This is a genomic window from Planococcus sp. RAB007_Raresut (assembly GCF_057369535.1).
Genome location: NZ_JBXYIF010000005.1, coordinates 257,519 through 270,636, shown reverse-complemented (window position 1 = coordinate 270,636; position 13,118 = coordinate 257,519). Strand labels below are relative to the sequence as shown.

General features: G+C 47.1%; 15 protein-coding genes. 10 read left to right on the top strand and 5 right to left on the bottom strand.

Going from position 1 to position 13,118, the window contains the following annotated elements; translation table 11 throughout:
• Positions 1-3: 3 nt before the first annotated feature.
• Positions 4-741, bottom strand: a complete 738-nt coding sequence (locus AC2Q9J_RS12055) for a YwaF family protein (protein ID WP_499040210.1) — start codon at positions 739-741, stop codon at positions 4-6.
• 152 nt (positions 742-893) lie between these two features.
• On the opposite strand from AC2Q9J_RS12055, the gene AC2Q9J_RS12050 reads away from it, so the two are divergent.
• Positions 894-1,193, top strand: a complete 300-nt coding sequence (locus AC2Q9J_RS12050) for a hypothetical protein (protein WP_499040208.1) — start codon at positions 894-896, stop codon at positions 1,191-1,193.
• A 64-nt stretch (positions 1,194-1,257) separates the two neighbouring features.
• A complete protein-coding gene (locus AC2Q9J_RS12045) occupies positions 1,258-1,434 on the top strand; it encodes a hypothetical protein (RefSeq protein ID WP_499040206.1) in 177 nt (58 codons plus the stop codon).
• A gap of 63 nt (positions 1,435-1,497) precedes the next feature.
• On the opposite strand, the gene AC2Q9J_RS12040 is transcribed toward AC2Q9J_RS12045, so the two are convergent.
• Genes AC2Q9J_RS12040 through AC2Q9J_RS12030 form a run of 3 tightly spaced genes read right to left on the bottom strand, consistent with a single transcriptional unit; the run spans position 1,498 to position 3,917 of the window.
• On the bottom strand, positions 1,498-2,070 hold the full coding sequence (locus AC2Q9J_RS12040; protein ID WP_499040204.1) for a 5' nucleotidase, NT5C type: 573 nt from the start codon (positions 2,068-2,070) through the stop codon (positions 1,498-1,500).
• Between the two features lie 13 nt (positions 2,071-2,083).
• Positions 2,084-3,172, bottom strand: coding sequence for a bifunctional diaminohydroxyphosphoribosylaminopyrimidine deaminase/5-amino-6-(5-phosphoribosylamino)uracil reductase RibD (ribD, locus tag AC2Q9J_RS12035; RefSeq protein WP_499040202.1), 1,089 nt, complete (start codon positions 3,170-3,172; stop codon positions 2,084-2,086).
• Positions 3,159-3,917 carry a GTP cyclohydrolase II gene (locus AC2Q9J_RS12030; RefSeq protein ID WP_499040201.1) on the bottom strand — a complete coding sequence of 253 codons (759 nt, stop codon included), beginning with the start codon at positions 3,915-3,917 and terminating at the stop codon, positions 3,159-3,161. Before AC2Q9J_RS12030 ends, ribD begins: the two co-directional genes overlap by 14 nt.
• Before the next feature lie 256 nt (positions 3,918-4,173).
• Between AC2Q9J_RS12030 and AC2Q9J_RS12025 the strand changes: the two genes are divergently transcribed.
• The 7 genes from AC2Q9J_RS12025 to coaW all read left to right on the top strand — a co-directional run bounded on the left by AC2Q9J_RS12025 (position 4,174) and on the right by coaW (position 10,600).
• The gene (locus AC2Q9J_RS12025) at positions 4,174-4,668 is read left to right on the top strand and encodes a ferritin (RefSeq protein ID WP_499040199.1); all 495 of its coding nucleotides are present in this window, start codon (positions 4,174-4,176) and stop codon (positions 4,666-4,668) included.
• A gap of 248 nt (positions 4,669-4,916) precedes the next feature.
• Entirely contained in the window at positions 4,917-5,648 is a 732-nt protein-coding gene (locus AC2Q9J_RS12020) for an ABC transporter ATP-binding protein (protein WP_499040198.1), read from the top strand.
• Entirely contained in the window at positions 5,645-6,397 is a 753-nt protein-coding gene (locus tag AC2Q9J_RS12015; RefSeq protein WP_499040196.1) for an ABC transporter permease, read from the top strand. The genes AC2Q9J_RS12020 and AC2Q9J_RS12015 overlap by 4 nt, the downstream gene beginning before the upstream one ends.
• Positions 6,398-6,595: 198 nt before the next feature.
• Positions 6,596-7,003 (top strand): DUF485 domain-containing protein, encoded by a 408-nt coding sequence (locus AC2Q9J_RS12010; RefSeq protein WP_499040194.1) that lies wholly within the window; start codon positions 6,596-6,598, stop codon positions 7,001-7,003.
• Positions 7,000-8,535 (top strand): solute symporter family protein, encoded by a 1,536-nt coding sequence (locus tag AC2Q9J_RS12005; protein ID WP_499040192.1) that lies wholly within the window; start codon positions 7,000-7,002, stop codon positions 8,533-8,535. The genes AC2Q9J_RS12010 and AC2Q9J_RS12005 overlap by 4 nt, the downstream gene beginning before the upstream one ends.
• Before the next feature lie 121 nt (positions 8,536-8,656).
• Positions 8,657-9,658, top strand: coding sequence for a S8 family peptidase (locus AC2Q9J_RS12000; RefSeq protein ID WP_499040190.1), 1,002 nt, complete (start codon positions 8,657-8,659; stop codon positions 9,656-9,658).
• A gap of 138 nt (positions 9,659-9,796) precedes the next feature.
• Positions 9,797-10,600, top strand: coding sequence for a type II pantothenate kinase (gene coaW, locus AC2Q9J_RS11995; RefSeq protein WP_499040188.1), 804 nt, complete (start codon positions 9,797-9,799; stop codon positions 10,598-10,600).
• A 358-nt stretch (positions 10,601-10,958) separates the two neighbouring features.
• On the opposite strand, the gene AC2Q9J_RS11990 is transcribed toward coaW, so the two are convergent.
• Positions 10,959-11,519 carry a nitroreductase family protein gene (locus AC2Q9J_RS11990; RefSeq protein WP_499040186.1) on the bottom strand — a complete coding sequence of 187 codons (561 nt, stop codon included), beginning with the start codon at positions 11,517-11,519 and terminating at the stop codon, positions 10,959-10,961.
• Positions 11,520-11,693: 174 nt separating this feature from the next.
• Between AC2Q9J_RS11990 and AC2Q9J_RS11985 the strand changes: the two genes are divergently transcribed.
• On the top strand, positions 11,694-13,088 hold the full coding sequence (locus tag AC2Q9J_RS11985) for a protoporphyrinogen oxidase (protein ID WP_499040184.1): 1,395 nt from the start codon (positions 11,694-11,696) through the stop codon (positions 13,086-13,088).
• Positions 13,089-13,118 lie beyond the last annotated feature (30 nt).

Here is a 13,118-nt window from a genome sequence, read left to right as displayed (position 1 = left end):
CCCTTAGGTGAGTCTTTTTTTATTGTCTTTATTGACATAACGGTTCCACAGGAAATTCTGGAGCAAAAATAGCAGCAAGGCAGTAATCCCTAAATTCAGGTAATACCAGATGCCGTCGCCGAAAAAGCTTAAAGGCGTCACGGTATTTGGCAGCTGCATAAGATATAGGTAATTGGCGTCGGTTAACGGGTTTACCAGGTAACCAATGACAAGCGCATAAGCAACCAGCAGTAAAAACACTTTAAAAACGGAACGCAGCGTAATGGTGTCGGGTTTCGCCAAAGCGAGGAACAGGCAGGCCCAAGGAATTGCGGTATGGTGGACGAAGAATTTCCAGAACCGGAAATGGTGGTAATCATAAGGCAAGTCCGGTGTGACCAACGCAAGGAAAGCAGGAACAATACCGATGAAAAAGGAAATCTGAATCCAGCTGCGGCTCATGGTCAATAATCCGATCATGGCTGTAATGGAAGCTACCCCGCATAAATGGAGTGGCACATGTCCCGCGAAAGTCCATATTCCATTTGAGATGGTCCAGTATTGATAAGAAACTTCGGATGCCAGCAATAAGGAGAAAAGGACCCAGCGCAGCGTTTGAAAGAAGCGTGAACCCGGCAAGATGCGTTTTCTGAAAGCGATCAGCAGAATAATGCCCAGTACTGCCACGAAAAGTACAATCAGGTGGCTGGTTGAAAAAGGCGTAAAATAGTATTGGGATGTTGTACCGAACCAGCTGTCCATGCGCATTAGCCTCCGTCAATTCGATTTGTGTGAAAATTGTATCATTTGTTTCAATGCGCCGTCTATCTGCTTTTTACAGCCCGAGTTGGTTGCGGTTCAGTTTGAAAATGGGGTAGACTTCAATAAAAGAGTCGAGGGAGGCTTCCGAAGAAGTGGAGCAATCGAATTTATTGTCTACCATCACTTATGTCAATACGGAACGTTCCATCGAAGCGGGAGAGTTAAAGATTATTAAAAGCGAGTTTGACCTTCATTTATATGAAGATGTGCTTGTTGCTTCCGGCACGAAATTCAGTTTGATGAATGTCTGGGACATTTCCTATAAATCTTTTTCGGACGAAGGAAATTTGCTTTACCTGCACACGCACAGAGGAGTCATTACTTATAAAGTGAATACGGATCCCAAAGTATTTGTGTCGGTGTTCAAAAAACTGAAAAATGTCCATTACTAAGAAGTCGGAGAAAAAATCCGACTTCTTTTTTTATGATAAAATTTAGAAAAGGGGGCGGAGTGAATTGAATAATGAATATTATGTCGGCTGGGGAACTCTGGCTTTAATTAATGCCGGAATCGCGCAAGGTAAGAATCGGAGCGGACTCAACTGGTTTTTGTTGTCACTTCTAATGGGCCCGATTGCAACACTTGCTTTGGTAGTATTTGAAACCTTGCCATACGGAGATAACTTGGAGTAAAAACACAAAGCTTTTTCTATGGAAAAGAACCGGTCTGGAATTTCCAGGCCGGTTCTTTCCTTTTTAAGACATATCTTTTTTAATCTGTTCATGCAATTGCGCCCAGTCCTTAAAACGCGGCAGATCCATATGCCGGTTATAGGACTGGTCTTTGACAAAAACATTCAATCCGTCACGCGCCAGAGTTTCAAGCACTTCCGGCTTGTCATCGAAATAATAGTCCAGTTCAAGTTCTTCGATGATCTTCACTTTCTCTTCATCTTTCATCCCGCAATGGAAACGCGCATCCTCTACGGGGAATCCCTGCTTTTTCAGCCAGCTCTTCGTATCTTCGCCGTGTTTCGCAGAACGCGCCGTAATATAGTAGATTTCATGCCCCTCGGCGTCCAGCTGCTGCAGCACTTTAACTGCACCGGGGTAGGCTGGGCAGTCGGTGTAATAGATATAATCCACTGATCTGTTCCACATAGCCTTTCCTTCTTCATCGGTCATGCCGAATGCTTCGTGGATTTCCACGCGGTCCAGCCCATGGAATACATCAATCGCAACTTTCTGTCCCAATTGTGCCTGGTAATAGTGAAAAGCATATTCCCTCAAATTAATTAAAGTATCGTCTACATCAAAACCGAATTTCATATTCTATAATTCCTCACTTTTCAGGATAACCGGTAAATTTAAAGTCTTTGCCGATTTTTGTAAATTCTCCATCCGTTAAATCAATTGCATCCTTCATGAGATCAAATCCCTGGCCCTCAAGGAATGTGGGGGCATTGCTGCCGCCGACAAGCTTCGGCGCGAAATATAATACTGCTTTATCAATCAGCCGATTTTCAAGAAATGCGGAATTGACCGTGCCGCCGCCTTCGATAAACAGGGAAGAGATCCCGTTTTCACCAAGGATCCGCATCATGTCATTCACATCCGTACGTGTTTCGCCGGAAGTTTCAAAAATACGGATTCCAGCTTGTTCCAGCTGTTCTTTTTTGGATTGGTCGCATGTCCGGCTGGTGAAAATCCAGGTATCAGCAGCGCCGTCCACGACCACTTTGGCATCCAGCGGCAAGCGCAGGGAAGAGTCGAGAATGACGCGAACCGGGTTGCGGCCGTTTGGAATGCGAGCGGTCAGTGCAGGATCATCTTCGATCACTGTGCCGACGCCGACAAGAATCGCCATATGTTCGCTGCGCAATTCATGGACATCCCGGCGCGCATCTTCAGAAGTGATCCATTTGCTGTCGAGTGAATGGGTCGCAATTTTCCCGTCGAGTGTTGAAGCCGCCTTTAACGTGACGAAAGGCCTTTTCGTGGTAATGAATTTATTGAACACTTCATTCATTTTCAGCGATTCCTGTTCCCGGATGCCGGAAACGACTTCGATGCCTGCATCTTCCAGCATTCTAACGCCATTGCCGGAAACGAGGGGATTTGGATCAAGAGCCGCTATCACGACTTTTTTAAGCCCAGCGTCGATGATCGCCTGCGCACACGGACCAGTCCGGCCGAAATGGGAACAGGGCTCCAGCGTCACGTAAATGGTTCCGTCGCGCGCCTCTTCGCCCGCCATCCGCAATGCATGGATTTCCGCGTGGGGTTCGCCGGCTTTTAAATGAGTTCCGACACCAACAATCCGGTTATGGTTCACAATGACTGAGCCGACGAGCGGATTGGGGTCTGTTTGGCCTTTCATGGTGCGCGCATTATTCAGCGCGAGGTCCATGTAGAATTCATGACTTGGCATGGACGCTGTCCTCCCCTTTGATATGGCCGGAACGTTTTACTTTTGTATCAAGATAAGCGGCGTTATATTCAGATTCGTCTCCCCACAGGGAAGTGCGTGAAGCAATCGCCAATCCCGCTTTTTCAATGGCATCCACTTTTTTCGGGTTATTGGTCATCAAAGTGACAGGTTTTGTGCGCAATGCACTTAGCACAGAAATCGCGTCATCGTAACTTCTGGAATCATCCACGAAGCCAAGGCTTTCATTGGCTTCGACGGTATCATAACCATTTTCCTGAAGGACATAGGCCATTGCTTTGCTGAACAAGCCGATGCCGCGCCCTTCGTGGTTCGCCAGATAAAATAATGCTCCGCTGCCGTGTTGGGCGATGCGCTTCATGGATTGTTTCAATTGGAAACCGCAATCACATCTTTTGCTGCCGAAAATATCACCTGTGTGACAGATGGAGTGCATGCGGATCAAAGCATCTTCGCTGTTTTCGAAATCTCCGTAAACAAGTACGCTCGATTGCTGATATTCAGCGAGATTGGAAGATGAAAGCTTTTCGATGATCTTTTCGTAGTCTTCTGTGACTTCTTCAAGATTGAGCCAGCAATACCAGTTGAAAATAATCGTATCTCCGTCCAGATTGACTGGCAGCCGAATCGGACCGACAAGGTAAATTGCGCCTTCTTTTGATTTGATCATTTGTATTTTATCTTTTAAGACCGCGAACACCTGCGGTTCCAGTTTCATTTGTGTCATTCGGATTCCCCCATTAATATCTGTAATAAAAACATCGTACTACATTCGGTTACTAAAAGTAAGTAAAGAGTTCCCTCGAAATCAAACTATTTTTACAATCGATAATAATTATCATCTATAAAATGGTTTTTACACTTATAAATGATTATCGTTATCAATTAAAAACATATATTCTCAATTACTTTCATTTAAATAAAAGGTGTGGTATATTGTCTACATTAGAATAATTATTATTTAGAAAAGGGAGGAATTGTACATGTTACCTGAAAAACTTACGAATGCGTTGAACGATCAGTTTAATAATGAATTGCAGGCAGCTCACGCTTATACAGCAATGGCAGCTTATTTTTCGAAAAAGGGGTATCACGGATTCGCCAATTTTTATCTGGTCCAATCCCGCGAAGAACATTTTCACGCTATGAAGTTCTATCATTATTTAACAGCTATGGACGAAAAACCGGTGCTGCAAAGTTTGGCTGAACCGAAAAACCACTTTGTAAGCGCGATTGATGTGCTTGAAAGTTCATTGGCGCAGGAAAAAGATGTAACCAGCAACATCTATGCCTTGGTGACTTTGGCTGACGAGTTGCAGGAACATGCCACATTATCTTTCCTTGACTGGTTCATAGAAGAACAAATGGAAGAAGAAAAAACATTCCGCGACATTATTACACGCGTACGAGGCATTGAAGAAGGCGGCGAATACTTCCTGAAAATGGACGACGAATTCGCAGCCAGAAAACTCGAATAATAGTTGTAAAGAAAAAACAGCACACTGCTGACTGTGTGCTGTTTTTCTTTTAAGGTTAAGAAAGTATACACTTATTATGTTTGAAAAAGCGTTAGAACGAGCGGATTTCTGTCCAGACTCCAGCGGCCCAGCTCTTCGGGTCATAAGCCAGCCTAGCTATGCGGCAAAGAACGCCGCTCCGCTATTCTGTCTTATGCCTGTCAGAGCTAAACGGGCGCTTGCGCTTTTCTTTAAAAGGAGGGAACCAGGTGACAACGGATTACAAACCGGCCATCCACTTTAACCACGTGGATTATTCGATAGATGGCAATCAAATACTGCGGGGGATAACGGGTTCATTTCCGCAAGGGAAAATCACAACGCTTGTCGGTCCATCCGGTGCCGGCAAAACAACTTTACTGAAATTATGCAACGGCTTATTATCCCCTGAATCCGGGGAGATTTACATTAAAGATAAAGAGATCAATAGTTTCGAACCGGTCGAACTCCGCCGGAAAGTCGGCATCGCTTTACAGAGCGCGCCAATGGTCAGTGGGACAGTTTATAAAAATCTTGCGCTGCCGGTGGAATTGCGCGGCGAAAAATACGATAGAAAAGAAGCGGAAAGCCTATTGCGTGATGTGGGGCTTGAAGAAAAATTTCTGGATCGCAAAATAACAGACTTATCCGGGGGGCAGCGGCAGAAAGTATCCATTGCCCGGACGCTCGTCAATAAACCGGAAATCCTGCTGCTCGATGAAATTACTTCTTCGCTGGACCGCACTTCACTGAAGGAAGTGGAAGAGTTAATCACATTGATCAACAGGAAATACGGTACGACCATCATCTGGATTACGCATAATCTTCAGCAGGCTCTTGATATTGGCGATTACACCTGGGTAATGATGGACGGCGAAGTGGTCGAAACCGGAAAAAGTGAATTGCTCCGGTCGCCGGCTAATGACCGGGTGAAAGCATTTGTACAGGGGGGAGCGCAATGACTTATCTAACGTTATCGATTACGCTGATTTTTGTTGTGATTCCGCTTGTCCTTTCAAAAACGCTGAATCTCGGACTGGAACGCGATACCATTATCGCCACCGTCCGTTCGATTGTCCAGCTGCTGCTTGTCGGCTTCATCCTGAAATTCGTTTTTGATTCGGAAAGCCTTCTATATATCTTCCTGATGGTGACATTGATGATCGTCGCTGCTACGCATAACGCGCGGAATAAAGGCGCTTCCATCAAAGGGATCACCTGGAAAGTGGCCGTTACGCTTATTTTTGTCGAAGTGCTGACTCAAGGCATTCTAATCGGCCTGAATATTACACCGCCGACGGCCCAGTACATCATTTCCATCAGCGGTATGGTCATCGGCAACTCGATGGTGCTGTCGATTCTTTTCCTTAACCGATTTACGGCGGAAGTCGAATCGCATCAAGATGAAACGGAACTGGTTCTATCGCTGGGCGGCACACCGAAACAGGCTATCCATAATCAATTGATCAACTCGATCAAAGCCAGTATGATTCCGACCATCGAAAGCCAGAAAACGGTAGGGCTAGTCCAATTACCCGGCATGATGAGCGGCCAGATCATTGCGGGTGCCGACCCGATTCAGGCTGTGCAGTTTCAATTGCTTATCATGTTCCTGTTACTGACAACAGCGGCTGTCACCAGTGTGATGCTCGGTTTCTTATCATATCCAACCCTTTTCAACCAACGTATGCAATTGATTCAGAAAAGCTGATCATAATGGTCGGCTTTTTTCATTTTAGGACTTTTAGATTCTACAGGTGTCAAAAGTCCTCCCAGAAGTTGGATAATATTTTAAATTTATGGAATAAGAACTGTTTTTAATTATTTCCTGTTTGTTGACCGCTCGGTATGTTAGTGCTTTAATTATCATTAAATTAAAAATATTTAATTAATTGGAGGGCAAAAGTGTATGGCAAAATCAATCACGGGCGAAGTACTGCAAGGCCCCCTTACAAAAGAGGGACATGAAGTAGCACCGGTAGAGCCGGAAGGAAATTTGGCGATACCTGATTTCGAAGAAATCGAGAGGTCGGATGGGTTTAAAAACCTTATGCGCAAAAAGAAATTATTCCTCATTCCCGCTACGGCTTTATTTTTAGGATTATATCTGGCTTTTAATATTGTGATTTCTTATACAAACTGGCTGGACGCCCCAATTGTCGGAGATATTCCATGGGTATGGGTATTTGCGTTTGGATTATTCGCAATGACGTGGATTCTTGTAACCGTTTACATGAAACGGGCAGCCCAATTTGACAAAATGGCCGAAGAAACGCTGAAAGAATTCGGTTATGAAGAGAAGGAGGACATCCGATGAATGCTACGGTCATAATTATATTTCTGGTCATCGTCGCGATGACATTGGTTATTACATATTTTGCAGCTAAAAGAACAAATTCCGCCAGTGATTTCTACACAGCAGGCGGCGGCCTCACAGGCTGGCAAAACGGCATGGCGATTGCGGGAGATTATTTGTCGGCCGCATCATTCCTGGGTATTGCAGGTTCGATCGCCTTATTCGGCTTTGATGGTTTCCTGTTTTCAATCGGTTATTTAGTAGCTTATCTAGTGGTTTTATTCGTGGTAGCCGAACCGCTGCGGAATCTTGGGAAATATACATTGGCGGATATGATCAATGCCAGATTCAATGCTAAAAAAGTCCGCGGCGCTGCCGCACTCAGCTCGATTACAATCGTTGTCTTCTATATGATTGCCCAGTTGGTGGGGGCAGGCGCACTGATTCAGCTATTATTCGGCATCGATTATATATGGGCCGTGCTGCTTGTCGGAATCATGATGACGATTTATGTATTGTTCGGCGGAATGACTGCGACAAGCTGGGTGCAGATCATCAAAGCCGTCTTGCTGATGTTGGGGACAGTCATTCTGTCATTCCTGGTTTTAAAGAATTTCAACTTCAACATCATGGAAATGTTCACGCAAATGAAAACGGCGACGCCTCACGGAGAAGCTTATTTAAAACCTGGTGTGAAATACGAAATACCGCTGGATACGATTTCGTTGATGCTGGCTTTAGTGCTCGGTACTGCGGGTCTACCGCATATCCTGATGCGCTTCTTCACAGTTAGGGATGCAAAAACAGCAAGAAGTTCTGTAATGTGGGCAACGTGGATTGTCGGTATTTTCTACGTCATGACTATATTCCTTGGCTTTGGTGCTGCGGCGTTCGTTGGCGCTGACTTGATCACTTCGACAAACCCGGCTGGTAATATGGCGGCGCCGCTGCTTGCGCAGGCGTTGGGTGGAGATATTCTCATGTCGTTCATCTCGGCAGTTGCTTTTGCCACGATCCTGGCAGTGGTAGCGGGGCTTGTGCTGACAGGAGCATCCGCTTTTGCGCATGATATTTACGGCCAAATCATCAAAAAAGGAAAAGCGACAGAACGCCAGCAGATGCTCGCCGCGCGTTATGCTTCAGTCGGAGTATCGGTATTTTCGATTCTCTTGGCGATTTTCGCTCAAAGCCTGAACGTAGCCTTCCTGGTTTCCTTGGCATTCTGTATTGCTGCAAGCGCCAATTTGCCGGTTATCGTCTACACGATCTTCTGGAAGAAATTCAATACGGCAGGTGCGGTTTCTGCAATTTTGACCGGGTTGATTTCCGCTTTGGTGCTGGTATCGGTCAGCCCGAGCGTGTTGAGTCCGGAAGTTGGAGCGGCGATTTTTACAGGCACGCCACTCTTCCCATTAACTAACCCGGCGATCGTTTCCATCCCTCTTGGCTTTATCGGAGGATTTGTCGGTACGCTCGTTTCCCGTGAAATCGATGCGAAGAAATTTGCGGAAGTCAAAGTACGCGCCAATACAGGCGGTTTCAAACAATTATAATGCGAATCAACCTTATGCCGAACGGACGTGAGAGCGCCCGTATGCTAGGTGAAATGTAAATTAGACCCGGCAGCGTCATTGCCGGGTTTTATTTTCTTTAAAAGCAGGAGGAGGAGTTAAAATGCCGGATATTCACTTAATACCATATCGTATAGAAGAAATTTCATCGAGAGCGCCGCAGATTCCGGAAGGTGTGCGGATGATCCAGGCGCCAGCCGTGTGGGAGGCAGCGAAAAAAGGAAAAGGGAATGTCATTGCGATTTTGGATACGGGCTGCCAGCCAGATCATCCGGATCTGAAAGACCGTATTATTGAAGGAAGAAATTTTACACCTGACTTTGGCGGGGATCCATCTAATTTTGATGACAATAATGGCCACGGCACGCATGTAGCAGGTACGGCAGCGGCCTCGCATCAGGAAACCGGCGGTATAGCGGGGGTGGCTCCAGAGGCGCATTTGCTGATTTTAAAAGTGTTGAGCGGCGAAGGCGACGGCGATTATGAAGGAATTATCAAGGGTATCCATTATGCGGTGGATTGGACTGGCCCGAATGGTGAAAAGACCAGTGTCATCTCGATGTCGCTTGGCGGCCCGCAGGATATTCCGGAACTGTATGAAGCGGTGAAACGGGCGGTGGACGCAGGGATTCCGGTTGTTTGTGCCGCTGGAAATGAAGGCGACGACAGTCCGCAAACCGATGAGTTCGCTTACCCCGGCGCTTACGGTGAAGTTATCCAAGTGGGAGCGGTCGATTTCGGGCGCAAGATCGCTCCCTTCAGCAACACCAATAATGAGATTGATCTGGTGGCACCAGGCACCGATATATATTCAGCGTATCCCGGCAGCAAATACGCCAGTCTTTCCGGGACTTCGATGGCTGCGCCGCATGTCTCAGGCGCTTTGGCTTTGATCAAAAATATCGCGAAAAATGAATTTGCACGTGACCTGACAGAAGCGGAGCTATACGCCCAGCTGGTCCGGCGCACAGTGCCTTTAGGCTATCCGAAAACGGCTGAAGGCAATGGCTTATTGGCACTCGATATCCTCAGTAAATTTGAACAATTGTTCAAGCTGTTCAACTCGTCGTATGGCATTTCGATGCAGCAAGGTTTAGACCAATAAGAGGCTGGCACCTGGCTCTGCACCAAAACGCGGGCAAGAGATTCCCATGAAATTCATTATTGTGGTAGAATTTCATCATGTGATTTACAACTAGCTGGCGTTTTGAAGGTTGAAATGCGGGAAAGAGCAGGTGCAAGTATGATTGTCGGAATAGATGCAGGCGGTACGCTGATCAAAGTGGCGTACACTGAAAATGGAACGGTCCACTTTGCCAAGTACCCAATTGCAGAAATTCAGCAAGTGGCTGCATGGGTAAACAGTTTAAGCGATGGTGACATTTGCATTACCGGAGGGAAGTCGGGTGTCCTTCTTTCTTTATTGAATAAAAAAGCGCGGGAAATGGTCGAATTTGAAGCGACTCATCTGGGTGTGCAATTCCTGTTGGAAAAAATGGGCCGGGATGATGATTCTTATCTCTTAACGAACGTGGGAACGGGAACTTCCATCCACTGCGTCGAAAACAATCAGCAGGAGCGCATCGGCGGCACCGGCATTGGCGGCGGCACGTTGGTCGGCTTAAGCCGATTATTGACAGGCGTGATGGATTATGAAGAAATGGTTGCATTGGCGCGCAAAGGGTCGCGGGACCGGATCGATCTGAAAGTGAAACATATTTACGAAGGCAAAACGCCGCCGATTTCCGGCGAGCTGACGGCCAGTAATTTCGGCAATAAAATCTTTGAAGTTGCACACGAATTGTCGAAAGAGGAATTGCTCGCCGCTGTCATAGGTCTGGTCGGGGAAACGGTCAGCACCGTCAGCGTGCATGCGGCGAAGCAGTGCAATAATTCCACAATCATCTACATCGGCTCATCTTTCTTCCACAATCCATTGCTAAAAGAAGTAGTGGAAAGCTATACGGTTTTAAGAGGCGCTGTGCCGCTGTTTCTGGAAAACGGGGAATACTCCGGAGCGGTTGGGGCAATGTCGGTGTTGAAATAAGAAGATGGCGCAGATTTTGCGCCATCTTTTTTAGTATGTCTGGGGTGGGGAGCGGAATTTCTGTTTTTCTGACATTTATGTGCGGTGAGAGGGATTTGTGTGCGGTGAGAAGGATTTATGTGCGCAGGGAGAAAAATATGTGCGGAGTGCCAATAATCCGCAGTTTATAACAAAAATACGATGGGCGATTTCCAATAGCTGACCCTCATTCAAAGTGCGGTTGCACCAGCGGATGTTTTTCGCTGCGCGAAAAACTCCAATCCCTTAAAGGAAGGCTTCGCGACCGCGAAGCCTTTTTCCAAAAAGAAATTCAAAAACAAAAAAGGACTCTGGAAATCAGAGTCCTCTCACAAGCTGGCTATTCTGTAATGATCGTCAATTTCTCGCGAATAGGCGTCCGTTCGCGTTTTTGCGGCACCGTCTGTGGGTAGCCGATCATCATCGTGGCGACAATTTTCTCACCGGGCTGAACGCCAAGCGCATCGCGGAATTCCGGCTTATAAATCCAGTCATTAGAACGCCAGATCATGCCGATCCCGCGTTCCCACGCTGCCAGCTGGAAGTTTTGGAGCAAGGATGCGACCGCGCCCATATCTTCATCGCGCTGTTTTTGGCGCGGATCTTCAGAAATGACAACGACCAGATGAAGCGGAATGTCCCGGAAATACTCGGCTTTATTGAGCGCGGCAGGAGCAGGTGCGCCGTTCACTTTTGAAGCGGCGCCAAGAAATGCATCCACGAACTTTTCTTTGCCGGCTTCTGCAAACAACAGAAAGCGCCAAGGTTCATTGACTTTATGGTTAGGAGCCCATTTGGCGATATCAAGAAGTTCGATGATTTCATCGATGTCGACTGGGTCCAACTTGAAATTAGTGACGGAACGTCTTTCCATAATCGTTTTATCAATCGGGTTTTGCATTTACAAACTCTCCTTCACTCTCGTATTACTTTATTACCATACTATCACGTTTGAGGAATGGCTTCTAACAAATGAAACCTTCTGCTATTCGTTCACTTAGAATACAAATGTCACCGACTGCAGGTTGCGGGTTTTATTGATAAAATAGAAGCAACAGTAAGGAGTGTGGTTGGCATGAAGAAAGTGGCAGTTATCGGGGGCGGCATCACGGGCCTTTCCGCTATGCATTATTTCCAGAAACTCAAGCAGCAGAAGAATTTGGATATTGAGTTGGTATTGATCGAAAAAAATACAGCGCTCGGCGGCAAAATCCGCACCGTCAAAGACGATGAATTCATCATGGAAACAGGGGCAGACTCGATAGTGGCTCGGCACGGCAGCGTTTGGCCGCTGGTCGAAGAGCTGGCCCTTGAGGACCGCGTGGTGTATAACGGCACCGGCATCTCTTATCTGTACACGGACAGCGGGCTTCATCCGATTCCGGCGGATACGGTGTTCGGCATACCGATGGATGAAGAAGCTTTGTTCAGTTCGACGCTGATTTCCGAGCAGGGCAAGCAGGAGGCGCTGAAAGATTTCGAAACGAAGAATGAGCATTTCACCCGAGACAGTTCGATCGGCGAATTTCTCGAGAGCTTTTTGGGGAAAGAGTTGGTCGAGAAGCAGATTGCACCTGTACTTTCCGGCGTCTATTCGGGCAAATTGCACGACCTGACGCTGGCTTCGACTTTGCCTTATCTGGTTGACTATAAAAACGAATACGGCAGCATCATAAAAGGGCTGGGCGCCAATCGAGCCAAGTTCCAGGGAGCGGCCAATAAGAAATTCCTGTCGTTCGATGAAGGCATGGCGGTGCTGATCGACCGTTTGGAAGAAACGCTGACGGATGCCACGATCATGAAAGGTGCCGGGATTGTGGGTGTTCACAAGAATGGGGTAGCCGTGACTCTCAGCCTGGAGGACGGCGAATCAGTGGAAGCGGATTACGTCATCGTGACGACTCCGCATCATTCGGCTCAGCAGGTTTTGAATCTGCCGGAATTGGAGCCGGAATTCAATCAATTGCACAACTCGTCTTTAATCAGCATTTACCTCGGTTTTGATATACCGGATGCGGAACTGCCGGAGAACGGCACAGGGTTTATTGTTTCCGATAATACGGATCTCCGGTCCAACGCCTGCACGTGGACGAGCCGCAAATGGCAGCATACGTCAAAAGACAGTCATTTGCTGGTCCGCTTATTCTACAAGAGCTCAAATCCGGGATTTGACGAATTGAAGGGGATGTCCGAACAGCAGCTGGCGGCTGTGGCACTGGAGGATATCCGCAAGAGCCTGAATCTTGCGGCGGAGCCGAAATCGGTGGAGGTCACCGGCTGGAACGGCAATATGCCGAATTATAATATGAACCATAAAGCAGCGGTTGAAGGACTGGAGCGGAAGCTGGCTGAGCAGCTGCCGAATGTCCGATTGGCCGGCGCATCCTATTATGGAGTGGGCATCGGTGCGTGCATCCAGAATGGCAAAGATCTGGCAGAAGCGCTCGTTGCGGAGATGGAACGCGAATAAAAGATGGAAAGAGGATGCAGGCACGAGTCG

Bases quoted from the DNA above. Each gene is read 5' to 3' on its own strand.
- AC2Q9J_RS12005 (WP_499040192.1), top strand. From the start codon at position 7,000: ATGAATGCTACGGTCATAATTATATTTCTGGTCATCGTCGCGATGACA.
- AC2Q9J_RS12055 (WP_499040210.1), bottom strand. From the start codon at position 741: ATGGACAGCTGGTTCGGTACAACATCCCAATACTATTTTACGCCTTTT.
- ribD (WP_499040202.1), bottom strand. From the start codon at position 3,172: ATGCCAAGTCATGAATTCTACATGGACCTCGCGCTGAATAATGCGCGC.
- AC2Q9J_RS12010 (WP_499040194.1), top strand. From the start codon at position 6,596: ATGGCAAAATCAATCACGGGCGAAGTACTGCAAGGCCCCCTTACAAAA.
- AC2Q9J_RS11990 (WP_499040186.1), bottom strand. From the start codon at position 11,519: ATGCAAAACCCGATTGATAAAACGATTATGGAAAGACGTTCCGTCACT.
- AC2Q9J_RS11985 (WP_499040184.1), top strand. From the start codon at position 11,694: ATGAAGAAAGTGGCAGTTATCGGGGGCGGCATCACGGGCCTTTCCGCT.
- AC2Q9J_RS12015 (WP_499040196.1), top strand. From the start codon at position 5,645: ATGACTTATCTAACGTTATCGATTACGCTGATTTTTGTTGTGATTCCG.
- AC2Q9J_RS12025 (WP_499040199.1), top strand. From the start codon at position 4,174: ATGTTACCTGAAAAACTTACGAATGCGTTGAACGATCAGTTTAATAAT.
- AC2Q9J_RS12000 (WP_499040190.1), top strand. From the start codon at position 8,657: ATGCCGGATATTCACTTAATACCATATCGTATAGAAGAAATTTCATCG.
- AC2Q9J_RS12030 (WP_499040201.1), bottom strand. From the start codon at position 3,917: ATGACACAAATGAAACTGGAACCGCAGGTGTTCGCGGTCTTAAAAGAT.
- AC2Q9J_RS12040 (WP_499040204.1), bottom strand. From the start codon at position 2,070: ATGAAATTCGGTTTTGATGTAGACGATACTTTAATTAATTTGAGGGAA.
- coaW (WP_499040188.1), top strand. From the start codon at position 9,797: ATGATTGTCGGAATAGATGCAGGCGGTACGCTGATCAAAGTGGCGTAC.